The sequence below is a fragment of the Variovorax sp. Varisp41 genome, from assembly GCF_047325085.1.
GTDB lineage: Bacteria > Pseudomonadota > Gammaproteobacteria > Burkholderiales > Burkholderiaceae_C > Variovorax.
The window spans coordinates 1,047,833-1,070,421 of record NZ_CP168540.1 but is presented as its reverse complement, the minus strand read 5'-3'; the positions used below and the strand labels follow the sequence as shown (position 1 = coordinate 1,070,421).

The following is a 22,589-nucleotide window of genomic DNA, read 5'->3' as shown; positions in this document are numbered from 1 at the left end:
TGCTTCAGGCCGCGCCCAGGACCACGCTCACGCCGCCGTCGACGGCCAGCCACTGGCCGGTGATGTGCTTGCCGGCATCGCTCGCGTACAGCAGCGTCAGGCCCTTCAAGTCTTCGTCGTCGCCCAGGCGGCCCAGCGGCGCCTGCGCGGCCATCTTCTCCTCGCCCAGCGACTTGATCAGGCCGGCCGCCATCTTGGTCATGAAGAAGCCCGGGCAGATCGCGTTGACGGTGATGTTGTACTTGCCCCATTCGGCCGCCAGCGTGCGCGTGAAGCCGATCACCGCGGTCTTGGAGGTGTTGTAGGCCAGGGTCTGCATCTCGGGCGGGTTGCCGTTGAGGCCCGCGATCGAGGCGATGTTGATGATGCGGCCGCTCTTCTTCGGGATCATGTACTGGTTGGCCACGTGCTGCGACAGGATGAAATAGCCGCGCACGTTGAGGTTCATCACCTTGTCCCAGGCCTCGACCGGATGGCTTTCGGCCGGCGCGCCCCAGCTCGCGCCGGCGTTGTTCACGAGGATGTCGATCGCGCCCAGGCGCTGCAGGGTCTCCTCGGCCAGGCGGCGGGTGTCCTCCTCCTTCGCGCAGTCGGCGGCGATCCAGCGCGCGTCGATGCCGGCGGCCTGCAGCTCGGTCGCGGCCTGCTCGAGGTCCTCGGCCTTGCGCGAGCTCAGCATGATCTTCGCGCCGGCCTCGCCGAGCGCATGGGCCATCTGCAGGCCCAGGCCGCGCGAGCCGCCGGTGATGAGCGCGGTCTTGCCGCGCAGGTCGAACAATTGCTGGGTGGTGCGGGTGGTCATGGGGATGTCTCCGGAGGTCGGTGGTGTTCGGGGAATGTCAGATCTCATAGTCCATGCACTGGCGCGCTTCGCGCACGGCGCCGATGAAGGGCTTGAGCGCGACGTGCTGCGGATGCTCGGCATAGGCCGCGAGCGCGGCGGCATCGGTGAATTCCGAATTGAGGATCAGGTCGTAGGTGGCTTCCAGGCCCGGCTGGGCCAGCGCGACCTCGAAGCGCACGGTGCCCGGCGACAGCGTCGCGCAGGCCTCGAGCAGCGCCTTGGCCTTGGCGAGGTTGGCGGCCTTGTCGGCGCCCTCGGCGTGCGCCTTGAACTTCCACATCACGATGTGCCTGAGCATGGCCTCGCTCCTTACCTGTCGTTCATGCGCGAGCGCACGTAGATCAGCACGAAGCCCACGACGGTCGCGATGCCGCCGGGCACGGCCATGGCCCAGCCGGTGGCCGGCTCGGTGCGGCCGGTGGCGATGCCGAGGATGACGAGGAACAGGCCGCCGTAGATCAGGATCCAGATCCACTTCTCGAGCGTGGCATGCGGTTTGGGTGGCTTGGCGGGAGTGGGAGGGGTCATGGCAATGGCAGGCATCAGAATGCCTCTTCGGGCAAGGCGGTACAGGTCGGATCGCGGCTCTCGACCACGTTGAGCCAGGCGCCGTTCTTGGGCAGCTCGTAGTGGAAGAAATAGCGCGCGGCCGCCATCTTGCCAGCAGTCGCGGGCGCGGCCTGCGCCGGGTCGAGTTCGAGCGCGCGCTGCGCCACGTCGAGCCACAGCCAGGCCAGCACCGTGTGGCCGAAGGCCTGCATGTACGGCACCGCGTTCACCAGCGCCTCGGCCGGGTCGCCGGTGGACCAGGCGGCCTCGGTGGCGCTGCCCACGCGCTGCAGCGCCTCGCCCAGCGCCTTGGCATGGGCGGCCAGCGCGGGCGCCTTGGCGGCGCGGCCGATGGTCTCGGTCATGCGGCCCGCCAGCAGCTGCAGGCCGCGGCCCTTCTCCATCAGCACCTTGCGGCCCAGCAGGTCGGCCGCCTGGATGCCGTGCGTGCCCTCATGGATCATGTTGAGGCGGTTGTCGCGCCAGTACTGCTCGACCGGGAAGTCGCGCGTGTAGCCGTAGCCGCCATGGACCTGGATCGCGAGCGAGTTGGCCTCGAGGCACCATTCGCTGGGCCAGCTCTTGGCGATCGGCGTCAGCACTTCCAGCAGCAGCCGCGCGTCGTCGGCGGCCTGCTCGCTGCCGGTCTTCTGCTCGTCGACCAGCCGCGCGCAGTACAGCTCGAGCGCCAGCGCGCCCTCGCAATAGGCCTTCTGCGCGAGCAGCATGCGGCGCACGTCGGCGTGCTCGATGATGCGCACCTGCGGGCCGGCGGAGTCCTTGACCACCTTGGCCTCGCCGCCCTCGGGCTTCTTCACGAGGCGGCCCTGCGGCCGGCTCTTCGCATAGTCGAGCGAGGCGTGGTAGCCAGCCATGCCGAGCATGGTGGCGGCGGTGCCGACGCCGATGCGTGCCTCGTTCATCATGTGGAACATGCAGTGCAGGCCCTTGCCGGGCGCGCCGACCAGGTAGCCCACCGCGCCGGCCTTGCCGCCGACCGGGTACTTGCCTTCGCCGAAGTTCAGCAGCGTGTTGGTGGTGCCGCGCCAGCCCAGCTTGTGGTTGAGGCCCGCGAGCGCCACGTCGTTGCGCTCGCCGGTCAGTTCGCCCTGCGTGTCCACCATGCGCTTGGGCACGATGAACAGCGAGATGCCGCGCGTGCCCGGCACCAGCTTGCCGTTCTCGTCGGGAATCTTGGCGAGCACGATGTGCACGATGTTCTCGGTCAGCTCGTGGTCGCCCGAGGAGATCCACATCTTGTTGCCCGTGAGCCGGTAGCGCGGGCCCAGCGGATCGTCCTGGAAGCCATCGCCATCGGGCACCGCGCGCGTGGCCACGTCGCTCAGCGAGGAGCCGGCCTGCGGCTCCGACAGGCACATGGTGCCGGCCCAGCGCCCGGAGAACTCGTTCTTGGCGAACACCTCCTTCTGTGCATCGGTGCCGTGCACCATCAGCAGGTTGGCGTTGCCGCTGGTCAGCATGTTCGAGCCGATGCTCACCGAGGCCATCGCGAAGAAGCTGTTGGCCGCGGCCTGCACCGTGTAGGGCAGCTGCATGCCGCCGATGTCGTAGTCCTGCGCCGCGCTCATCATTCCCGATTCGACGAAGGCCTTGTGCGCGTCGTGCGTGGCCTGCGGCAGGATCACCTTCTCGCCGTCGAAGTGCGGCTCCTGCGTGTCGACGGTGCGGTTGAACGGCGCGTACTTCTCGCGCGCGATGCGCTCGCAGGTGTCGAGCACCGCGTCGAAGGTCTCGCGCGAGTGGTCGGCGAAGCGTTCGCGCGCGGCCAGCGTTTCGGCATGCAGCCAGTCGTAGAGCAGGAAATCGAGGGTGGGACGCAGGCTCATGATGAGTTCCAGGAAAGCGGGATCAGGGTCGGGATCGGGATCGGACTGCCGAACGCAGAAGGCGCGGAAACCAAGAAAAAGTCGCAGAGAAAAACCAATGAAAAAATTTTGGTTTCTCTTCTGCGACTTCTGCGTAACCTTCGCGACTTCTGCGTTCGGAAGTCCGAATTCAGCGGTTCAGGACAATGCTCAGATCACCTCGAACACGCCCGCGGCACCCATGCCGCCGCCGATGCACATCGTGACCACGACCTTCTTCGCGCCGCGGCGCTTGCCTTCGATCAGCGCGTGGCCCGTGAGGCGCTGGCCGCTCACGCCGTAGGGGTGGCCCACGGCGATGGCGCCGCCGTCCACGTTGAGGCGATCGGCCGGGATGCCGAGCTTGTCGCGGCAGTAGATCACCTGCACCGCGAAGGCTTCGTTGAGCTCCCACAGGTCGATGTCGTTGACCGTCAGGCCCAGGCGTTTGAGCACCTTGGGGATCGCGAAGACGGGGCCGATGCCCATCTCGTCGGGCTCGCAGCCCGCCACCGCGAAGCCCAGGAAGCGGCCCAGCGGCTTCAGGCCCTTGCGCTCGGCGTACTTCTCGTCGACCACCACGCAGGCGCCGCCGCCGTCCGAGAACTGGCTGGCGTTGCCGGCCGAGATCAGGCCGCCGGGCAGCGCCGAGCGGATGCCGCTGATGCCTTCCTTGGTCGTGCCGGGGCGGATGCCTTCGTCGTTCTCGATCGTGACTTCCTTGGTGCGCAGTCCCAGCACCGGGTCGGCCACGCCGGCCAGCACGGTGATCGGCGCGATCTCGTCCTTGAAGCGGCCGGCTTCCAGCGCTGCCGTGGCCTTCTGCTGGCTCGCGGCGCCGTATTCGTCCATGGCGTCGCGGCCGATGTTGTAGCGCTTGGCGACCTGCTCGGCCGTCTGCAGCATGTTCCAGTAGATCTCGGGCTTGTGCTTCACCAGCCAGGGGTCGGCCAGCATGTGCTTGTTGGCTTCGTTCTGCACGCACGAGATGCTCTCGACGCCGCCGGCCACGTAGACGTCGCCCTCGCCCGCGATGACGCGCTGGGCGGCGGTGGCGATGGTCTGCAGGCCCGAGGAGCAGAAGCGGTTGATGGTCATGCCCGAGGTGGTGATCGGGCAGCCGGCGCGCAGCGCGATCTGGCGCGCGATGTTCGAGCCGGTCGCGCCCTCGGGCGTGGCGCAGCCCATGATCACGTCGTCGACCTCGGCGGCCTCGATGCCGGCACGGGCGATCGCGTGCTGCACCGCATGGCCGCCGAGCGTGGCGCCGTGCGTCATGTTGAAGGCACCCTTCCAGCTCTTGGCGAGCGGCGTGCGGGCGGTGGAAACGATGACGGCGCTGGTCATGGTGAGGTCCTTTTCGAAGATGGAAGGGAAAGCCGGGTTACTGGGACTGCGCGCCGGAGGCGTTGCGCAGCAGCTGCTGATAGAAGCCGATCATCTCGCCGTAGTTCGAGATCGCGAGGCGTTCGTTGGTGCCGTGGAAGCGCGCGAGGTCCTCGTTCTTCATGCGGAACGGCGAGAAGCGGAACACCGCGTCGCTCAGGATCGAGAAGTGGCGCGAATCGGTGGCCGCGGTCATGAGACCGGGCGCGACGATGGCGTCGGGGAAGGACTGGCGCACCGAGCGCTCGATGGTGCGGTAGCCGGCGCTGTCGGTCGGCGAGACCGGCGAGGCCTCGGAGTTGCCGGGGTAGCGCTTGATCTTGATCTCGTCGTCGCCCAGCTGCTTGCGCAAGTGGGCCTCGACGCTGTCGATGGTGTCGCCGGGCAGCACGCGGAAGTTGACGGCGGCCTCGGCGCGGCCGGGCAGCACGTTGTCCTTGTTGCCGGCGCGCACGATGGTCAGCGCGGTGGTGGTGCGCAGCATCGCGTTGCTGCTCGGGCTCTTCTGCAGCTGGCCTTCGACCAGCGGCGCCGTGAGCCAGAGGTTGGACAGCATCACGCGGTTGATGCCGCTCATCTCGGGCGCGAGCGTGCCGAACATCTGGCCGGCCACGCCCTGGATGCCGCCGGGCATCGGGTTGGCCTCGAGGCGCGCGAGCGCCGCGCTCAGGCGGCCGATCGCGCTGTGCGCGGGCGGCATCGACGAGTGGCCGGGCGCGGTGTCGAGCGAGAGGAAGAAGGTGGCGTAGCCCTTCTCGGCCAGGCCGATCAGCGCCGCCGGCTTGCTCAGGCCCGGCAGCACGCCGTCGAGCACCAGCAGGCCCTCGTCGAGCACCCAGTCGAGCTTCACGCCGCGCGATTGGAGCAGCTCGGCGATCGGCAGCGCGCCGCGCAGGCCGCTGACCTCCTCGTCGTCGCCCATCGCGAGGTAGACGGTCTGCTTCGGCTGGAAGCCGCTCGCGATCAGCAGCTCGATGGCCTCCATCTGCGCGAACAGGTTGCCCTTGTTGTCGAGCGTGCCGCGGCCCCAGACGAAGCCGTCCTTGATCTCGCCGCCGAAGGGATCGACGCTCCAGGCCTTCTCGGTGCCCGGCGCGATCGGCACCATGTCCTGGTGCGCCATCAGCGCGATCGGCTTGGCCTGCGGATCGCTGCCGGTCCAGGTGTAGAGCAGCGCCTTCTGGCCCACGACCTCGCGCTTGAGCGTGGCGTGGACCTTGGGAAAGTTCTGTTCGAGGTAGGCATGCAGCCGGTCGAACTCGGCCAGGTTGGCGGCCGGGTCGTCGAGGCTGGACACCGTGCGAATGGGGATCGCGCCCGCGAGCCGCTTCGCGGCGGCCTGCAGGTCGATCTCGGGCTTGGGGGCCGGCGCCACCGCGAGCTGGCGCGATGGCGTGGTCCAGGTCTTGACCGCCACGGCCGCCGCCAGCGCGACGAGCACCAGCAGCAACCCCAGGAAGATGCGTTTCAGCATGGGCGGTCGGGTTCCCGGACGATCAACCGAAGGACTTGCCTTCGGCCACCAGCTTCTGGATCAGCGGCGCGGGCTGCCAGAACTCGGCGTCGTCGCGCGGGTTTTTCGCGAAGCGCTTCATCGTCTCGGCCACGTTGTACAGGCCGACCTGCGAGGCATAGTGCATCGGGCCGCCGCGCCAGATCGGGAAGCCGTAGCCCGTGAGGTAGACCATGTCGATGTCGCCCGACTTGGAGGCGATGCCGTCTTCCAGGATGTGCGCGCCTTCGTTGACCAGCGCATAGACCAGGCGCTGCACGATCTCCTCGTCGGAGATCTTGCGCGGCGTGATGCCCAGTTCCTTGCGGTGGTCCTCGATCATCTTGTTGACGAGCTCCGAGGGGATCGCGTCGCGCTTGCCGGCCTGGTAGTCGTACCACCCTGCCCCGGTCTTCTGGCCGAAGCGGCCCAGTTCGCAGAGCTTGTCGGCCGTGCGGCTGTACTTCATGTCGGCGCGCTCGACGGCACGGCGCTTGCGGATCGCCCAGCCGATGTCGTTGCCGGCCAGGTCGCCCATGCGGAACGGACCCATCGCGAAGCCGAACTTCTCGATCGCCTTGTCGACCTGCTGCGGCGTCGCGCCTTCGTCGAGCAGGAAGCCGGCCTGGCGGCTGTACTGCTCGATCATGCGGTTGCCGATGAAGCCGTCGCACACGCCCGAGACCACCGAGGTCTTCTTGATCTTCTTGCCGATGGCCATGACCGTGGCGAGCACGTCCTTGGCGGTCTGCTTGCCGCGCACCACCTCGAGCAGCTTCATCACGTTGGCCGGGCTGAAGAAGTGCATGCCGACCACGTCCTGCGGACGCTCGGTGAACGATGCGATCTTGTCGACGTCGAGCGTCGAGGTGTTCGAGGCCAGGATCGCGCCCTTCTTGGCGACGCGGTCGAGTTCCTTGAAGACCTTCTCCTTGACGCCGATCTCCTCGAACACGGCTTCGATGATCAGGTCGGCGTCCTTCAGGTCGTCGTAGTTCAGCGTGGTGCTCAAGAGCGCCATGCGCTGCTCGTACTTGTCCTGCTTGAGCTTGCCCTTCTTGACCTGGGCTTCGTAGTTCTTCTTGATGGTCGCGATGCCGCGGTCGAGCGCTTCCTGCTTCATCTCCAGGATCTTCACGGGGATGCCCGCGTTGAGGAAGTTCATCGAGATGCCGCCGCCCATGGTGCCGGCGCCGATCACGCCGACCGTCTTGATCTCGCGCTTGGGCGTGTCCTCGGGCACGTCGGGAATCTTCGAGGCGGCGCGCTCGGCCATGAACAGGTGGCGCAGCGACAGCGACTCGGGCGTGAACATCAGCGCGGTGAACAGGCGACGTTCCTCGGCCATGCCCTCGTCGAACTTGAGCTTGGTCGCGGCCTGCACGGCGTCGATGCACTTGAGCGGCGCCGGATAGTTCTTCGACATGCCGCCGACCATGTTCTTGGTGAACTGGAAGTAGGCATCGCCCTGCGGGTGCTTGCACGGCAGGCTGCGCACCAGCGGCAGCTCGCCGCCCTTGGCGGCCGCGGCCTTGGCGAACTCGACGGCTTCGTCGAACACCGTCTCGGGCGAGGCGGCCAGCTTGTCGAACAGCTTCTGGCCCGGCAGGCTCGCGAGCACTTCGGACTTCACGGCCTCGCCGCTCACGATCATGTTGAGGGCGGTTTCCACGCCGAGCACGCGCGGCAGGCGCTGCGTGCCGCCGGCGCCGGGCAGCAGGCCCAGCTTGACTTCGGGCAGCGCCACGTTGGTGCCCGGGGCCGCGACGCGGTAGTGGCAGCCGAGCGCGAGCTCGAGGCCGCCGCCCATGCACACCGAATGGATCGCCGCGACGATCGGCTTGGTGGCGGCTTCGAGCGCGAGGATCACGCTCAGCAGGTTGGGTTCCTGCAGCGCCTTGGGCGTGCCGAATTCCTTGATGTCGGCGCCGCCCGAGAACGCCTTGCCGGCGCCGGTGATGACGATGGCCTTGACGGCATCGTCGGCATGGGCCTTCGACAGGCCGTCGGTGATGCCGATGCGGGTCGAGAAACCGAGACCGTTGACCGGGGGATTGGTCAGGGTGATCACGGCGACATCGCCGAGCACTTTGTATTCAGCCGTCATGCTGCGTTCCTTGGTGTGTGATGAGAAAAAAGAAAAAGCACGAGTGTTCTTTTTCCGGGGATTTTAGGCCTTTGGCGCGGCGCAACAATGGCACGCAGTCGCTGGAGGGACAAGGGGTGAAAACGGGAGCCGGACGCAGAGGACGCGAAGGTTCCGCGAAGGACGCGAAAGAAAACCCAAACAAGTATTTGGCTGCTCTTTCGCGTCCTTCGCGTGATCTTCGCGTCCTCTGCGTCCGGAAGTCCGCTTTCGAAAGCCTAGTCTAGACCTCGAGCCATTCCTTGCGCGTCGATCCGTCGGCGCGCAGGCTCGCCGGCGTGCCGTCGAAGACGATGCTGCCATGGCCCATGACGAGCGCGCGATCGGAGATCGCCATCGCGATGGTGAGCTTCTGCTCGATCAGCAGCACCGAGATGCCCTTGTCCTTGAGCGTGCGCAGGTACTGGCCCACGAGCTCGACGATCTTGGGCGCGAGGCCCTCGGTGGGCTCGTCGATGATGATCAGGTCGGGGTCGCCCATCAGCGTGCGGCACAGCGTGAGCATCTGCTGCTCGCCGCCCGAGAGCACGCCGGCCTCGGTGTGCTGGCGCTCCTTCAGGCGCGGGAACATGGCGTACATGTCGTCGAACTGCCAGCGGCTGCCCTTGCCGCTGCCCTTCTGCCCCAGCAGCAGGTTCTGGTGCACCGTGAGCTTGGGGAAGATGTCGCGGTTCTCGGGCACGTAGCCGATGCCCAGGTGGGCGATCTCGTAGGCCTTCTTGCGCAGGATGTCCTGCTCCTTCCAGCGCAAGGTGCCCTCGGCATGCACCAGGCCCATGATGGCCTTGGCGGTGGTCGAGCGGCCCGAGCCGTTGCGGCCCAGCAGCGCGACGATCTCGCCGGGCTGCACGTCGAAGGAAACGCCATGCAGCACATGGCTCTTGCCGTAGTAGGCGTGGATGTCGTGAAGCTTCAGCATCTCAGTGTCCCGCTCCCTGTGCATCGGCGACCGACGAACCCAGGTACGCCTCCTGCACGCGCGCATTGGCGCGCACCTCCGCGGGCGTGTCGAAGGCGATCACCTCGCCATACACCACCACCGCGATCTTGTCGGCCAGGCCGAACACCACGCCCATGTCGTGCTCCACCGTGAGCAGGGTCTTGCCGGTGGTCACGTGCTTGATCAGCGCGATGAAGTGCGAGGTCTCGGTCTTGCTCATGCCGGCCGTGGGTTCGTCCAGCAGGATCACGCTGGCGCCGCCGGCGATGGTCACGCCGATCTCGAGCGCGCGCTGCTCGGCATAGGTGAGGTTCACCGCGTGCACGTCGCGCTTGCGTTCCAGGCCGATCTGGCGGATCAGTTCCTCGGTGCGCGCATTGGCATCGTCGAGGTTCGAGAGGAAGCGCAGGAAGGTGTACTTGTAGCCGAGGCTCCAGAGCACGCCGCAGCGCAGGTTCTCGAACACGCTGAGCTTGGGGAAGATGTTCGTGATCTGGAAGCTGCGCGCGAGGCCCAGCCGGTTGATCTCGTAGGGCTTCCTGCCGTCGATGCGCTGCCCGTTGAGCAGCACCTCGCCGCTGGTGGGCGCGAGCCGGCCGCTGATCAGGTTGAACAGCGTGGACTTGCCCGCGCCGTTCGGCCCGATGACGGCCACGCGCTCGCCGGCCTTCACCGCGAGGTCCACGCCGCGAATGATCTCGGTCTTGCCGAAGTTCTTTCGCAGCGCCTTGAGTTCCAGTGCGTATTCAGCGCTCATGTGTTACGCCGCCTCCCGACGCTTGATTTCCGTTTCGATCTCTTCCTGCGCCTGGCCCCAGACCCGCACGAAGCGGCGCCGCGCGACCTCGAGCGCGCCCAGGCCGACGGCCAGGATCGCGACCGCGCCGAGCCAGCTGCCCGTGCCCGCGGTATTGAGCGAGACGCCGAAGAAGTTGAGGCTCGGGCCCATCGCCGCGTTGAGCTGGATGTGGTAGATCATCTCGATCAGCGCGGCCGCGCCGATCACCACCGGCACCAGCGCCGCGGCGAGCGCGAGGTAGAGCCACCAGAAGCGGCCGAACTTGCCGAACTTGGCCACGCGCAGGTTCATCATGATCAGGCTCGCGATGCCGCCCGGGGCGAACATCACCATGAACACGAACACCAGCCCGAAGTAGAGCTGCCAGGCCTTCGAGAGCTCCGACAGCAGGATCGAGGCGAACACCAGCAGCACCGCGCCGATCATCGGGCCGAAGAAGAACACCGCACCGCCGAGGAAGGTGAACAGCAGGTAGCCGCCCGAGCGCACCGCGTTGAGGCTGTCGGCCGCGTTCACGATCTCGAAGTTGATCGAGGCCAGGCCGCCGCCGATGCCGGCGAAGAAGCCCGCGATGATGAACGCGAAGTAGCGCACGCGCTGCGTGTTGTAGCCGATGAACTCCACGCGCTCGGGGTTGTCGCGCACCGCGTTGAGCATGCGGCCCAGCGGCGTGCCGGTGAAGGCGAACATCAGCGCGGTGCACACGAAGCAATAGAACGCGATCAGGTAGTAGACCTGGATCTGCGGCCCGAAGGTCATGCCCAGGAAGGGCGTGCCGTAGACGCGGTCGGTGGTGATGCCGCCCTCGCCGCCGAAGAAGCTCGGGAACATCAGCGCCATGGCGGCCACCAGTTCGCCGATGCCCAGCGTGATCATCGCGAAGGTGGTGCCCGACTTCTTCGTGGTGACGAAGCCCAGCAGGATCGCGAAGAACATGCCCGCGAGCCCGCCCACGAGCGGGATCAGCACCAGCGGCACCGGCACCGCGCCCTTGCTCGCGAGGTTCATCGTGTGGATCGCGATGAACGAGCCCAGGCCGACGTAGACGGCATGGCCGAAGCTCAGCATGCCGCCCTGCCCCAGCAGGATGTTGTAGCTCAGGCAGATGATGATGAGGTAGCCCATCTGCGAGAGCATGGTCAGCGCCAGGCTGCTCTTGAACAGGTGCGGCGCGACGATCAGGGCGATGGCGAACAGCGCCCAGATCAGGTAGCGCCCGATGTTCCAGGGCTTGAAGCGGTAGTAGCGGGAAGCTTGCGTGGTCGATGTCATGGCGTCAGTCCTCCCGGGTGCCCAGCAGGCCCTTGGGCCTGAAGATCAGGATGAGGACCAGGAACAGATAAGGCAGGATCGGCGCGACCTGCGAGATGGTGAGCTTGAGCAGCTCGTAGCCGAAGGTCTGCTCGCTGACCGCCACGCCCAGCGCCTGCAGCCCGCCGGCCAGCGACTGGTCCATGGCGACCGCGAAGGTCTGGATCACGCCGATCAGGAGCGAGGCCAGGAAGGCGCCGGCCAGCGAACCCATGCCGCCGACCACCACCACCACGAAGATGATGGAGCCGACCGAGCCTGCCATCGCCGGCTCGGTGACGTAGGTGTTGCCGCCCACCACGCCCGCGAGGCCCGCGAGCGCGGCACCGCCGCCGAACACCAGCATGAACACGCGCGGCACGTTGTGGCCCAGCGCCTCGACCATGTCGGGATGCTTGAGCGCGGCCTGGATCACGAGACCGATGCGCGTGCGCGTGAGCAGCAGCCACACCGACACCAGCATCAGCACCGCCACCAGCATGATGAAGGAGCGCGACTTGGGGAACTGCGTGCCGTAGAGCGAGAACAGCGGGCCCTGCAGCTGCGCCGGCAGGCCGTAGGGCACGGTCGAGCGGCCCCACACCAGCTGCACCAGTTCGAGGATCAGGTAGGAAAGACCGAAGGTCACGAGCAGCTCGGGCACATGGCCGAACTTGTGCACGCGCCGCAGGCAGTAGCGCTCGAAGCCCGCGCCCAGCGCGCCCACGAGCAGCGGCGCGAGGAACAGCGCCGGCCAGAAGCCGATGATGTTCGACAGCGTGTAGGCGATGTACGCGCCCAGCATGTAGAAGCTGGCGTGCGCGAAGTTGAGCACGCCCATCATGCTGAAGATCAGCGTGAGGCCGGAGCTCAGCATGAACAACAGCAGGCCGTAGCTCACGCCGTTGAGCAGCGAGATGACGAAGAATTCGACGTTCATCGGTCTTTCGGATCACATGAAAAAGAAAAAGGCCCGAGTGTTGAAGTCGGGCCTCGACCGTTCAGGGGCGTCCCGCGTTCAGGAGGGCCGCTTCATCTGGCACGTGGTGGGCGTGCTCGCCACGTAGGCTTCGTAGTACTTGACCGGGGCCAGCGTGTAGCCGGTGTTCTCCGGGCTGTACGGGTTCTTGGCGTCGGCCTTCTGCCAGCGCGTGATCCACAGGCCCTGCTGCAGCTGGTGGTCGGCCTTGCGCATCTCGACGTCGCCGTTGAAGCTCTTGAACTTCATGCCCTCGAGCGCCGCGGCCACCTTGACCGGCTCGGTCGACTTGGTGCGCACGAAGGCTTCGCTGAGCATCGCGTAGACGGTGTAGATGTCGGTGGTGTAGAGGTCGTCGTTGAAGCGCTTCTTGAACTCGCCCATCAGCGGCTGCACCGGGCCCGGCGCGTTGTAGTGGCTGTAGCCGACCTGGTAGACCTTGCCGTCCGAGGCCGCGCCCATGGCGGTCGGCGTGCCGTTGGTGACGGCGTAGTAGGTGTAGAACTTGACGTTGAGGCCGGCGTCGTTGGCCGACTTGATCAGCAGCGCGAGGTCGGAGCCCCAGTTGCCGGTGATCACGGTGTCGGCGCCCGAGGCCTTGATCTTGGCGATGTAGGGCGCGAAGTCGCGCACCTGGGCCAGCGGATGCAGGTCGTCGCCGACGATCTCGACGTCGGGGCGCTTGGTCTTGAGGTTTTCCTTCGCGAACTTCGAGACCTGCTGGCCATGCGAGTAGTTCTGGTTGATCAGGTAGACCTTCTTGATCTCGGGCTGGTCCTTCATGAAGGTGGTCAGCGCCTCCATCTTCATCGAGGTGTCGGCGTCGAGGCGGAAGTGCCAGTAGCTGCACTTGCTGTTGGTCAGGTCGGGATCGACGGCCGCGTAGTTGATGTAGAGCACTTCCTTGCCGGGGTTGCGGGCGTTGTGCTTCTCGAGCGCGTCGATGATGGCCAGCGCCGGGCCCGAGCCGTTGCCCTGCACCACGTAGCGCGCGCCCTGGTCCATGGCCGAGCGCAGCGCGGCGGTGGTTTCCTGCGGGCTGAGCTTGTTGTCGATGCCGATGACCTCGAACTTCACGCCGGCCGCGTTCTTCTTGTTGAATTCCTCGGCCAGGAACTGGAAGGTCTTGAGCTGGTTGGTGCCCACCGCGGCCATCAGGCCCGACAGCGGGTCGAGCCATGCGATCTTGACGGTTTCACCCTTCTGGGCCAGGGCGCCGGCGGCGCTCGCGGCAAGGATGGCTGCGGTAGCGATTTTCAGAGTGAACTTCACGATCTATATCTCCTGGTCAAACCGAATCAAAAAAGCCTTGCACGAGCGTACAAGCGTTCCCTGCCCCTCCCCTCAGGGATTGCCCGTAAGGGGAGTGCCGGGAAGCCCGGTTTCTATCGCGCAGGCGACAGCGCATTTCTCCAATTTCTACCCGGCGGTAGGCTTTGCTACCTTTGGGTAGGAAATGCACATGAACGCGCTCAGGGACGCTTCATCTGGCAGGTCGTCGGCGTGCTCGCCACGTACGACTCGTAGTACTTCACGGGAACGTTGGTGTAGCCGGTGTTCTCGGCGTCGTAGGGGTACTTGGCGCTGGCCTTCTCCCAGCGCGCGATGTACAGGCCCTGCTGCAGCTGGTGGTCGGTCTTGCGCATCTCGACCTCGCCGTTGAAGCTCTTGATCTTCATGCCCTCGAGCGCGGCCGCGACCTTGACCGGATCGGTCGACTTGGTCTGGACGAAGGCGTTGTCGAGCAGCGCGAAGGCATGGAAGATCGACGCCTGCGTGAGGTCGTCGTTCATCTTCTTCTTGAATTCGCCGAGCAGGCGCTGGATGTCGCCACCCATGTTGTAGTGGGCATAGGCCACGGTGTAGACCTTGCCCGCGGAGGCCGAGCCCATGGCCGTGGGCGTGCCGGCGCCGGGCGCGTAGTAGGTCAGGAACTTGACGTTGAGGCCCGCGTCGTTGGCGGCCTTGATCAAGAGCGACAGGTCGGAACCCCAGTTGCCGGTGATCACGGTGTCGGCGCCCGAGGCCTTGATCTTGGCGATGTAGGGCGAGAAGTCGCGCACCTGGGCCAGCGGATGCAGGTCGTCGCCGACGATCTGGATGTCGGGCCGCTTGGTCTTGAGGTTCTCCTTGGCGTACTTGCTGACCTGCACGCCGTGCGCGTAGTTCTGGCCGAGGATGTAGACCTTCTTGATGTCCGCCTGGTCCTTCATCCAGGTGGTCAGCGCCTCCATCTTCATCGAGGTGTCGGCGTCGAGGCGGAAGTGCCAGTAGCTGCACTTGCTGTTGGTCAGGTCGGGGTCGACCGCGGCGTAGTTCAGGTACAGCAGTTCCTTGCCCGGGTTGCGCGCATTGTTCTTCTCGATCGCATCGATGATCGCGAGCGCCGGGCCCGAGCCGTTGCCCTGCAGGATGTAGCGCGCACCCTGGTCCTGGGCCGAGCGCAGCGCGGCGGTGGTTTCCTGCGGGCTGAGCTTGTTGTCGATGCCGATGATCTCGAACTTCACGCCCGACGCGTTCTTCTTGTTGAATTCCTCGGCCAGGAACTGCGTGGTCTTGAGCTGGTTCGTTCCCACCGCGGCCATCAGGCCCGACAGGGGGTCGAGCCAGGCGATCTTGACGGTCTCGCCCTTCTGGGCGAAGGACGCGCCGGCTCCGGCCAGCAGGGCGCACACGGCGATGGACTTGAGGGCAAAACGCATGAAGGTCTCCAGGTTGTAGGGCGGCTCGATCGGCTGCCTTTGCAGCGTACAAGCGCGCTTTTTTCGTTCGCACAGGGATTGCCCGCAAGCCGGGCCGCGGCGGTGGCCGTGCTATCGCCTAGGCGACACGGCCGGCGCCGCAACCCGCTTCAGAGGCCGGGCAGCTTGTAGTCCTTGAGCTGCTCGCGCAGCCGGGTCTTGAGGATCTTTCCGGTGGCGCCCAGCGGAATCGCCTCGACGAAGACCACGTCGTCGGGGATCTGCCACTTGGCGGTCTTGCCTTCGTAGAACTTCAGCAGTTCCTCGCGCGTGACCTCGGCGCCGGGCTTCTTCACCACCGCGACGATCGGGCGCTCGTCCCACTTGGGGTGGTACACGCCGATGCAGGCCGCCATGGCGATGGCCGGGTGCGCGACCGCGATGTTCTCGATGTCGATCGAGCTGATCCATTCGCCGCCGGACTTGATTACGTCCTTGCTGCGGTCGGTGATCTGCAGGTAGCCGTCGGCATCGATGGTGGCGACGTCGCCGGTGGGGAACCAGCCGTCGATCAGCGGATCGCCGCCCTCGCCCTTGAAGTACTCCTTGACGATCCACGGCCCCTTGACCAGCAGGTCGCCGTAGGCCTTGCCGTCCCAGGGCAGCTCGTTGTTCTCGCCGTCGACGATCTTCATGTCGACGCCGAAGATCGCGCGGCCCTGCTTGAGGCGCACCGTGAGCTGCTCCTCGGGCGACTGCTTCAGGTGCTTGTTCTTGAGCGTGCACAGCGTGCCCAGCGGGCTCATCTCGGTCATGCCCCAGGCATGCAGCACCTCGACGCCGTAGAGGTCCTGGAAGGCCTTGATCATGGCCGGCGGGCAGGCGGAGCCGCCGATCACGGTGCGGTTCAACGTGCTGAACTTCAGGCCGTTGGTCTGCATGTGGCCCAGCATCATCTGCCACACGGTGGGCACGCCGGCCGCGAAGGTCACGCCCTCGCCTTCGATCAGTTCGTAGACCGACTTGCCGTCGAGCGCCGGGCCCGGGAACACCAGCTTGCAGCCCACGAGCGCGGCCGAGTACGGAATGCCCCAGGCATTGACGTGGAACATCGGCACCACGGGCAGCACCGAGTCGCGCGCCGAGATGCGCATCACGTCGGGCAGCGCGGCGGCGTAGGCATGCAGCATGGTCGAGCGGTGGCTGTAGAGCGCGGCCTTCGGGTTGCCGGTGGTGCCGCTCGTGTAGCACATGCTCGAGGCCGAGTTCTCGTCGAACACCGGCCACTGGTACTCGGTGGACTGGCCGCCGACCCAGTCCTCGTAGCTCACGAGGTTGGGCACGCCGCTGTCGACCGGCAGCTTGTCGGGGTCGCACAGCGCGACCCACTTGCGGATGGTCGGGCACTTGGCGTGCACGGCCTGCACCAGCGGCAGGAAGGTGAGGTCGAAGCACAGGATCTGGTCTTCGGCGTGGTTCGCGATCCACGCGATCTGGTCGGGATGCAGGCGCGGGTTGATGGTGTGCAGCACGCGGCCGCTGCCGCTGACGCCGTAGTAGAGCTCCAGGTGGCGGTAGCCGTTCCAGGCCAGGGTCGCGATGCGGTCGCTGAACAGCAGTTGCTCGCCGTCCAGCGCATTGGCCACCTGCCGGGAACGCGATGCGATGTCGCTCCAGGTACAGCGGTGGATGTCGCCCTCGACCCGGCGCGAGACGATCTCGCCGTCGCCGTTGTGGCGCTCGACGAACTCGATCAGCGACGAGATCAAAAGCGGTCGGTCTTGCATCAAACCCAGCATCTACAGGCTCCTTCTTTCAACAAAATTCAGCGGTTTTCAGGACTAGCGCGATTCACGCAATTTATGTGCGTTCGCACAATGACAGAAACCCGCAGTCTGCGGACACCGATCTGTCGTCCAGACGACAGCCGGCGTCCGCCGGAGCATGCAGGCACCGTGGCGGCGTGGGCCGCCACGGTGGTGTACGCAGCCAGTGCACCGTCTCAGGGCGCGCTGTTCTGCAGCTGCGTCTTGCTCGCGTCGAGCACGATCTTGCGCGGCCAGTTGGGCCAGGTCACGCCCAGGCCCGCATGGTTCGGATCGCCGGTGCGCGCGAACGCGGACAGGCTGCCGACCATCGCATCCGACAGCGCCTCGCGGCCCGGGCGGTTCGCCTCGCCGTAGGCGAACGAGAAGATGCCGGTGCCGAAGTTGTGGAACATGAACACCGTGTCGAGCCCGTGCGTCGCGCCATAGACGGTGTTGAACGGCGCCACCTGCTGGCTCCAGTCGAAGCGGTAGTACCAGGTCTTGGTCGGCAGGTACCTGGCAACCGAATCGATCTGCGGCGGCAGGATGTTGAGGAAGATCGCGTTGGTCGCGAAATCCGAGGCCGCCTTCCAGCCGGTCAGCGGTTTACCTACCGGCAGGTAGGGCGCGTTGATCAGGTCGGCCTCGGTGAGCGTGGTCGGTACGTCGGGATTGAAGGTGTACTGCAGGCCGAAGCGCTCGTAGTCGGTCGGCTTGAAGCCCAGGCCCTGCCCCGTGAAGGTGCCGAACAGGTTGGCGAACAAGGTACCCTCGTCGCGCGTGTTGCCGATCAGCATCGGCACCTTGTTGAAGCGGCCGGCGGCGACCTCGGCGACCGAGTTCACGGGCAGGATGGTGCCGTCCTCGATCGGCGCGGGCGCATTGCCCAGTTGCGGGTTCGCGAGCACGACGCTCAGCAGCTTGTTCGCCGACAGGCCGCGCAGGTAGCTCGCGATCTGCGCATCGGTCTGCGAGGCCACCCAGGCGTTGGCCGCGGTGGTGTCGGCGGCCTTGCCGTCGGCGATGGCGATGGCCGCGAGCAACCCCTTCGAATAGGTCTGCGCGGTGGCGCGCGTCGAGAAGGCGATCCCGCCGCTCAGCGGCACCGCCTTGTGCAGCAGGCCGGCCGACGACGGCGACACCACCAGGCCCCAGGTGTTGACCGCGCCCGCCGACTGCCCCATCACCGTGACGTTGCCCGCGTCGCCGCCGAAGGCGCCGATGTTGGCCTGGATGAACTTCAGCGCCTGCATCTGGTCGAGCAGCGCGAAGTTGCCCGAGTCGTTCTTCGCCTCGCCGTTCTTGAGCTGCGGCAGGTCGAGCCAGCCGAGCACGCCCAGCCGGTAGTTGATCGTCACGACGACGGCATTGCCGCGCTTGGCGAGCTGGGCGCCGTCGTAGCCCGGATCGGCCGTGTAGCCCGAGATGTTGCTGCCGCCGTAGATGTAGACGATCACGGGCAGCTTGGCGCTGTCGTTGCTCGGGCGCCAGATGTTGAGCGTGAGGCAGTCCTCGTCGCCCACCGGTTTGCCGAAGCCCTCGCGGGTGGCGAGGCCGAACGGCGCGTCGCCGGGCGCGGGGCTGAAGTAGCGCCCGCCCTGGGCGCAGCTGTGGCCGAACTTGCTCGCGGCGCGCACGCCCTCCCAGGGCTTGGGATCGGCGGGCGGCGCCCAGCGCAGGTTGCCGACCGGCGCCTGGGCGAACGGAACGCCCTTCCAGGAAAAGGTGCCGGTGGCGGCGCTGTCGTCCGTGCCCTCGATCTTGCCGGCGGTGGTCTGGCGCACCATCGGACCGTCGGCGGCCGGGGGCGGCGCGGGCGGCGGCGGGGGCGGCGGCGCCACCGGGAAGAACCCGCTCGGCCCCGAGCCGCCGCCGCCGCAGGCCACCAGGCCCAGGCTGGCGGGCGCGCTCGCGGCCCTGGCGATGGCCGAGGCCACCTTCGTCTTCTGTCCTGCCGTACCCTGGCTTTTTCGTGCCGTTGCCGTTGCTTGCATGTGTTTGTCTCCACACCGGGTTAATCGGAATTCCTGCGTCGGCGCCCGGCAGCCATACTCCGGCCCGCCGAACCCGAAAAAAATTCTAGGAACGGGTGCTGTTTCCACCGCTATCGCAAGCGAGCCAATCGAATGACTTCAGGAGCCTCCAACCCGCGCCATGCGCGCCGGCCTGCACGCCGTCCGGGCTGCATGCCGCAGCCCGAGCTGCGCACCAGCTCGTCGGCATGGCTCGAGGGGGTGCTGAGGATGTTCGAGGCCGAGGGCCTGGACGTGCCCTCGCTGCTGCGCGACGCCGGCTTCGACCCCGAGTCGCTGCTGCGGCAGAACGCGCGCATCCCGGTCGACGAGGTCACCGTGCTGTGGCAGCTGGCCGTGGCGCGCGCAGGCCGGCCCACGCTGGGCCTGCACCGCGGCCTGGCCGCCACCCACAGCAAGCTGGGCACTGTCGCCCACGTCATGGCCTGCTGCGTCGACCTCGGCGAGGCGATGGACCGGCTCGCGCGCTACATGCCCGTGATCTCCGATGCCACCGCCTTCTCGGTGCAGCCCGAGGCGCGCGGCCGCTGGATGGTGATGCAGCACACGGGCGGCAGCCTGCCGATCCCGCGCCAGCGCGTCGAGTACGCCCTGCTCACCATGCTGATGCAGTGCCGCTGGCTGATCCGGCGCGAGATGGAGCCGCTGGCGATCGAGTTCGCCTATCCGCCCCCCGACGACGACCGGCCGCACCGCGAGGCCTTCGGCTGCGATGTGCGCTTCGGCGCCCCGGCCAACCGCATGTTGCTGTCGGCCGCCGACCTGGCGATGACGCTGCCGACCAGCCACCCCGAGCTCGGCGAGATGCAGGAACACCTGCTCGACGACCAGCTCGACCAGCTGGGCCAGACCACCACCAGCACCCTGGTCTGCGCCGAGATCGCGCGCCGCCTGCCGCACGGCGAGCCGCGCCGCCAGGACGTGGCCTCGGGCCTGGGCCTGGCCGAGCGCACGCTGCAGCGCCGGCTGCAGGAGGAGTCGGTGTCGTTCCAGGCGCTGCTCGACCGCACCCGGCGCGAACTCGCGCAGCAGTACCTGGCGCAGGAGCGCCACACCCTGACCGACGTGGCCGACCTGCTGGGCTTCGTCGACAGCAGCAACTTCTTCCGCGCCTGCAAGCGCTGGTTCGGCCTGCCGCCGGCGCAGTACCGCACGCGGCTGTGGCATGGCGAGGGCGCCAACCTGCCGCTGCTGCGCGCCGCCGCCTGACCGCCCCCGGCCTGGGGTCTCGTGGTCTGCCGGACAATCGGGCCATGACGCCCACGAGCCCGCTTGCCGAAGCAACCCGCACCGATCCAGCCGGAACCCGGCCCGAGAACGCCGACCTGGGCCTGGAATGGGTCGAAGGCTTCGCGGCGCTGGGCCCGCGCTTCTTCACCGAGCTGCGCCCCACCCCGCTGAGTTCGCCCACGCCGCCGTACTGGGTCGGCCACAGCGACCAGGTCGCGCGCGAGCTGGGCCTGCCCGAGGACTGGCGCAGCGACGCGCTCCTGGAGGCGCTCAGCGGCAACGTTCCGCTGGCGGGCGCGCGGCCGCTGGCCAGCGTCTACAGCGGCCACCAGTTCGGCGTCTGGGCCGGCCAGCTCGGCGACGGCCGCGCCATCCTGCTCGGCGAGACCGCGGGCGGCCTCGAGATCCAGCTCAAGGGCGCGGGCCGCACCCCCTACTCGCGCATGGGCGACGGCCGCGCCGTGCTGCGCTCGAGCATCCGCGAGTTCCTCTGCAGCGAAGCCATGCACGGCCTGGGCATCCCGACCACGCGCGCGCTGTGCGTGACCGGCTCCGACGCGCGCGTGCGCCGCGAGGAGATCGAGACCGCCGCGGTGGTCACGCGGGTGGCACCGAGCTTCATCCGCTTCGGCCATTTCGAGCACTTCGCGGCGAACCAGCAGCACGCGGAACTGCGCGCGCTGGCCGACTACGTGATCGACCGCTACTACCCGGCCTGCCGCCACACCGAACGCTTCGGCGGCAATCCCTACGCGGCGCTGCTCGAGGCCGTGGCCGAGCGCACCGCCACCCTGCTGGCCCACTGGCAGGCGGTGGGCTTCTGCCACGGCGTGATGAACACCGACAACATGAGCATCCTCGGGCTCACCATCGACTACGGGCCGTTCCAGTTCCTCGACGGTTTCGATCCGCGCCACATCTGCAACCACAGCGACACCGGCGGCCGCTATGCGTTCAACCAGCAGCCCAACGTCGCGTACTGGAACCTGTTCTGCCTCGGCCAGGCGCTGCTGCCGCTGATCGAGGACCAGGAACTCGCGCTGGCCGCGCTCGAGCCCTACAAGAGCGCCTTTCCGAACGCCTTCGAGAACCGCATGCGCGCCAAGCTCGGCCTCGCCGACGCGGCCGATGGCGACCGCCAACTGATCGAGGACGCGCTCAAGCTGCTGGCGGCCGAGAAGACCGACTACACGATCTTCTGGCGCCGCCTGGCCCAGTACCGGGCCGACGGCAACATCGAGCCGGTGCGCGAGCTGTTCATCGACCGCGCCGGCTTCGACGCCTGGCTGCTATCGTTTCTGGAGCGCCACAACCAGATCCCGCGCGAGCAGGCCGCCGAACTGATGCTGCGCAGCAATCCGAAGTACGTGCTGCGGAACCACCTGGGCCAGCAGGCCATCGAAGCGGCTGGCCGCAAGGACTTCTCGGGCGTGGCCACCTTGCTCGGCCTGCTGGAATCCCCATTTGAAGAACATCCCGGCGCCGATGCGTATGCCGGGTTCCCGCCCGACTGGGCTTCCACGATCGAAATCAGCTGCTCATCATGAACACACCCGTCCAGAAAACCGATGCCGAATGGAAAGCGCTGCTCGCCGAGAAGGGCGCCGAACCGGCCGCCTTCGAGGTGACCCGCCACGCGGCGACCGAGCGCCCCTTCACGGGCAAGTACGAAGCCCACTGGGACGACGGAACCTACCACTGCGTGTGCTGCGGCGCCAAGCTGTTCGAGTCGGCCACCAAGTTCGACGCCGGCTGCGGCTGGCCCAGCTTCTCGGAGGAAGCCGTGCCCGGCGCGATCCGCAACATCGTCGACCGCTCGCACGGCATGGTGCGCACCGAGAATGTCTGCGCCAATTGCGGCGCGCACCTGGGCCACGTCTTTCCCGACGGACCGACCGAGACCGGCCTGCGCTACTGCATGAACTCGGCCTCGCTGGATTTCCAGAAGAAGCCCTGAACGGCGCCCTCCTTTTCCCTCCGGCCCCTCGCCATCCGACTGCATGAAACTGATCCTCGACTTCTTCCCGATCCTGCTGTTCTTCGGGGCCTACAAGCTCGCCGACATCTATACCGCCACCGGCGTGCTCATGGCCGCCACGGTGGTGCAGATGGCGATCATCTACGCGATGGAACGCAAGCTGCAGGCGATGCAGAAGGCCACGCTGGTGCTGATCCTGCTGTTCGGCACGCTCACGCTGGTGCTGCACGACGACCGCTTCATCAAGTGGAAGCCGACCGTGCTCTACGGCGCGATGGCGGTGGCGCTGGCCGTGGCCCTGTGGGCCTTCCGCAAGAACTTCCTGAAGATGCTGCTGGGCTCGCAGCTCGAGCTGCCCGACCGCATCTGGATGCGGCTGAACATCGCATGGATCGGCTACTGCCTCTTCATGGCCGCCATCAACGGCTACGTCGCGGCCTACTTCACGACCGAGGCCTGGGTCAACTTCAAGCTCTGGGGCTACGCCTTCCCGATCGTGTTCCTGGTGGCGCAGGGGCTGTACATCTCGCCGCATCTCAAGAGCGGCGACGACAAGCCGGCGGCCTGAG

The 22,589-nt window shown here is 67.1% G+C and carries 18 protein-coding genes and 1 pseudogene; 4 read left to right on the top strand and 15 right to left on the bottom strand.

Features of this window, described 5'->3' with window-relative positions; all coding sequences use genetic code 11:
- Positions 1–4 precede the first annotated feature (4 nt).
- From ACEN9J_RS04980 to ACEN9J_RS04910, 15 genes and pseudogenes are all read right to left on the bottom strand, one after another.
- Positions 5–802: an SDR family oxidoreductase gene (locus ACEN9J_RS04980; RefSeq protein ID WP_413763484.1), complete on the bottom strand. Its 798-nt coding sequence runs from the start codon at positions 800–802 to the stop codon at positions 5–7.
- A gap of 37 nt (positions 803–839) precedes the next feature.
- Positions 840–1,142 (bottom strand): Dabb family protein, encoded by a 303-nt coding sequence (locus ACEN9J_RS04975; RefSeq protein WP_057596409.1) that lies wholly within the window; start codon positions 1,140–1,142, stop codon positions 840–842.
- A gap of 11 nt (positions 1,143–1,153) precedes the next feature.
- Positions 1,154–1,372 carry a hypothetical protein gene (locus ACEN9J_RS04970; protein ID WP_261205661.1) on the bottom strand — a complete coding sequence of 73 codons (219 nt, stop codon included), beginning with the start codon at positions 1,370–1,372 and terminating at the stop codon, positions 1,154–1,156.
- Positions 1,373–1,386: 14 nt separating this feature from the next.
- Positions 1,387–3,240, bottom strand: coding sequence for an acyl-CoA dehydrogenase (locus ACEN9J_RS04965; RefSeq protein WP_413763483.1), 1,854 nt, complete (start codon positions 3,238–3,240; stop codon positions 1,387–1,389).
- Positions 3,241–3,429: 189 nt separating this feature from the next.
- Entirely contained in the window at positions 3,430–4,605 is a 1,176-nt protein-coding gene (locus ACEN9J_RS04960) for an acetyl-CoA C-acyltransferase (protein ID WP_057596412.1), read from the bottom strand.
- A gap of 37 nt (positions 4,606–4,642) precedes the next feature.
- Positions 4,643–6,139: pseudogene (locus ACEN9J_RS04955) on the bottom strand (M20 family peptidase); the annotation flags it as partial.
- Between the two features lies 1 nt (position 6,140).
- On the bottom strand, positions 6,141–8,243 hold the full coding sequence (locus ACEN9J_RS04950) for a 3-hydroxyacyl-CoA dehydrogenase NAD-binding domain-containing protein (protein ID WP_057596414.1): 2,103 nt from the start codon (positions 8,241–8,243) through the stop codon (positions 6,141–6,143).
- A 262-nt stretch (positions 8,244–8,505) separates the two neighbouring features.
- Entirely contained in the window at positions 8,506–9,201 is a 696-nt protein-coding gene (locus ACEN9J_RS04945) for an ABC transporter ATP-binding protein (RefSeq protein ID WP_057596415.1), read from the bottom strand.
- Position 9,202: 1 nt separating this feature from the next.
- The gene (locus tag ACEN9J_RS04940; protein WP_261205658.1) at positions 9,203–9,979 is read right to left on the bottom strand and encodes an ABC transporter ATP-binding protein; all 777 of its coding nucleotides are present in this window, start codon (positions 9,977–9,979) and stop codon (positions 9,203–9,205) included.
- 3 nt (positions 9,980–9,982) lie between these two features.
- Positions 9,983–11,293, bottom strand: coding sequence for a branched-chain amino acid ABC transporter permease (locus ACEN9J_RS04935; protein ID WP_057596417.1), 1,311 nt, complete (start codon positions 11,291–11,293; stop codon positions 9,983–9,985).
- 4 nt (positions 11,294–11,297) lie between these two features.
- Positions 11,298–12,251 (bottom strand): branched-chain amino acid ABC transporter permease, encoded by a 954-nt coding sequence (locus ACEN9J_RS04930; protein ID WP_057596418.1) that lies wholly within the window; start codon positions 12,249–12,251, stop codon positions 11,298–11,300.
- 78 nt (positions 12,252–12,329) lie between these two features.
- Positions 12,330–13,562 carry a branched-chain amino acid ABC transporter substrate-binding protein gene (locus ACEN9J_RS04925; RefSeq protein WP_057596419.1) on the bottom strand — a complete coding sequence of 411 codons (1,233 nt, stop codon included), beginning with the start codon at positions 13,560–13,562 and terminating at the stop codon, positions 12,330–12,332.
- Positions 13,563–13,762: 200 nt separating this feature from the next.
- Positions 13,763–14,992 carry a branched-chain amino acid ABC transporter substrate-binding protein gene (locus ACEN9J_RS04920; protein ID WP_057596420.1) on the bottom strand — a complete coding sequence of 410 codons (1,230 nt, stop codon included), beginning with the start codon at positions 14,990–14,992 and terminating at the stop codon, positions 13,763–13,765.
- Positions 14,993–15,141: 149 nt separating this feature from the next.
- Positions 15,142–16,770 carry a 3-(methylthio)propionyl-CoA ligase gene (locus ACEN9J_RS04915; protein WP_413763482.1) on the bottom strand — a complete coding sequence of 543 codons (1,629 nt, stop codon included), beginning with the start codon at positions 16,768–16,770 and terminating at the stop codon, positions 15,142–15,144.
- A gap of 203 nt (positions 16,771–16,973) precedes the next feature.
- Positions 16,974–18,716, bottom strand: a complete 1,743-nt coding sequence (locus ACEN9J_RS04910) for a carboxylesterase/lipase family protein (protein WP_413763481.1) — start codon at positions 18,714–18,716, stop codon at positions 16,974–16,976.
- A 189-nt stretch (positions 18,717–18,905) separates the two neighbouring features.
- Between ACEN9J_RS04910 and ACEN9J_RS04905 the strand changes: the two genes are divergently transcribed.
- The 4 genes from ACEN9J_RS04905 to ACEN9J_RS04890 are packed head-to-tail and all read left to right on the top strand — an operon-like array spanning position 18,906 to position 22,588.
- Positions 18,906–20,021, top strand: coding sequence for an AraC family transcriptional regulator (locus ACEN9J_RS04905; RefSeq protein WP_413763480.1), 1,116 nt, complete (start codon positions 18,906–18,908; stop codon positions 20,019–20,021).
- 44 nt (positions 20,022–20,065) lie between these two features.
- Positions 20,066–21,589 (top strand): protein adenylyltransferase SelO, encoded by a 1,524-nt coding sequence (locus ACEN9J_RS04900; protein WP_413763479.1) that lies wholly within the window; start codon positions 20,066–20,068, stop codon positions 21,587–21,589.
- Entirely contained in the window at positions 21,586–21,999 is a 414-nt protein-coding gene (msrB, locus tag ACEN9J_RS04895) for a peptide-methionine (R)-S-oxide reductase MsrB (protein WP_057597047.1), read from the top strand. The genes ACEN9J_RS04900 and msrB overlap by 4 nt, the downstream gene beginning before the upstream one ends.
- Positions 22,000–22,042: 43 nt before the next feature.
- Entirely contained in the window at positions 22,043–22,588 is a 546-nt protein-coding gene (locus ACEN9J_RS04890) for a septation protein A (RefSeq protein ID WP_057597048.1), read from the top strand.
- Position 22,589: the final 1 nt, after the last annotated feature.

Coding starts and splice junctions, on each gene's coding strand:
- ACEN9J_RS04900 (WP_413763479.1), top strand. CDS start 20,066: ATGACGCCCACGAGCCCGCTTGCCGAAGCAACCCGCACCGATCCAGCC.
- ACEN9J_RS04980 (WP_413763484.1), bottom strand. CDS start 802: ATGACCACCCGCACCACCCAGCAATTGTTCGACCTGCGCGGCAAGACC.
- ACEN9J_RS04905 (WP_413763480.1), top strand. CDS start 18,906: ATGACTTCAGGAGCCTCCAACCCGCGCCATGCGCGCCGGCCTGCACGC.
- ACEN9J_RS04920 (WP_057596420.1), bottom strand. CDS start 14,992: ATGCGTTTTGCCCTCAAGTCCATCGCCGTGTGCGCCCTGCTGGCCGGA.
- ACEN9J_RS04950 (WP_057596414.1), bottom strand. CDS start 8,243: ATGACGGCTGAATACAAAGTGCTCGGCGATGTCGCCGTGATCACCCTG.
- msrB (WP_057597047.1), top strand. CDS start 21,586: ATGAACACACCCGTCCAGAAAACCGATGCCGAATGGAAAGCGCTGCTC.
- ACEN9J_RS04960 (WP_057596412.1), bottom strand. CDS start 4,605: ATGACCAGCGCCGTCATCGTTTCCACCGCCCGCACGCCGCTCGCCAAG.
- ACEN9J_RS04915 (WP_413763482.1), bottom strand. CDS start 16,770: ATGCTGGGTTTGATGCAAGACCGACCGCTTTTGATCTCGTCGCTGATC.
- ACEN9J_RS04935 (WP_057596417.1), bottom strand. CDS start 11,293: ATGACATCGACCACGCAAGCTTCCCGCTACTACCGCTTCAAGCCCTGG.
- ACEN9J_RS04965 (WP_413763483.1), bottom strand. CDS start 3,240: ATGAGCCTGCGTCCCACCCTCGATTTCCTGCTCTACGACTGGCTGCAT.
- ACEN9J_RS04945 (WP_057596415.1), bottom strand. CDS start 9,201: ATGCTGAAGCTTCACGACATCCACGCCTACTACGGCAAGAGCCATGTG.
- ACEN9J_RS04970 (WP_261205661.1), bottom strand. CDS start 1,372: ATGACCCCTCCCACTCCCGCCAAGCCACCCAAACCGCATGCCACGCTC.
- ACEN9J_RS04975 (WP_057596409.1), bottom strand. CDS start 1,142: ATGCTCAGGCACATCGTGATGTGGAAGTTCAAGGCGCACGCCGAGGGC.
- ACEN9J_RS04940 (WP_261205658.1), bottom strand. CDS start 9,979: ATGAGCGCTGAATACGCACTGGAACTCAAGGCGCTGCGAAAGAACTTC.
- ACEN9J_RS04890 (WP_057597048.1), top strand. CDS start 22,043: ATGAAACTGATCCTCGACTTCTTCCCGATCCTGCTGTTCTTCGGGGCC.
- ACEN9J_RS04930 (WP_057596418.1), bottom strand. CDS start 12,251: ATGAACGTCGAATTCTTCGTCATCTCGCTGCTCAACGGCGTGAGCTAC.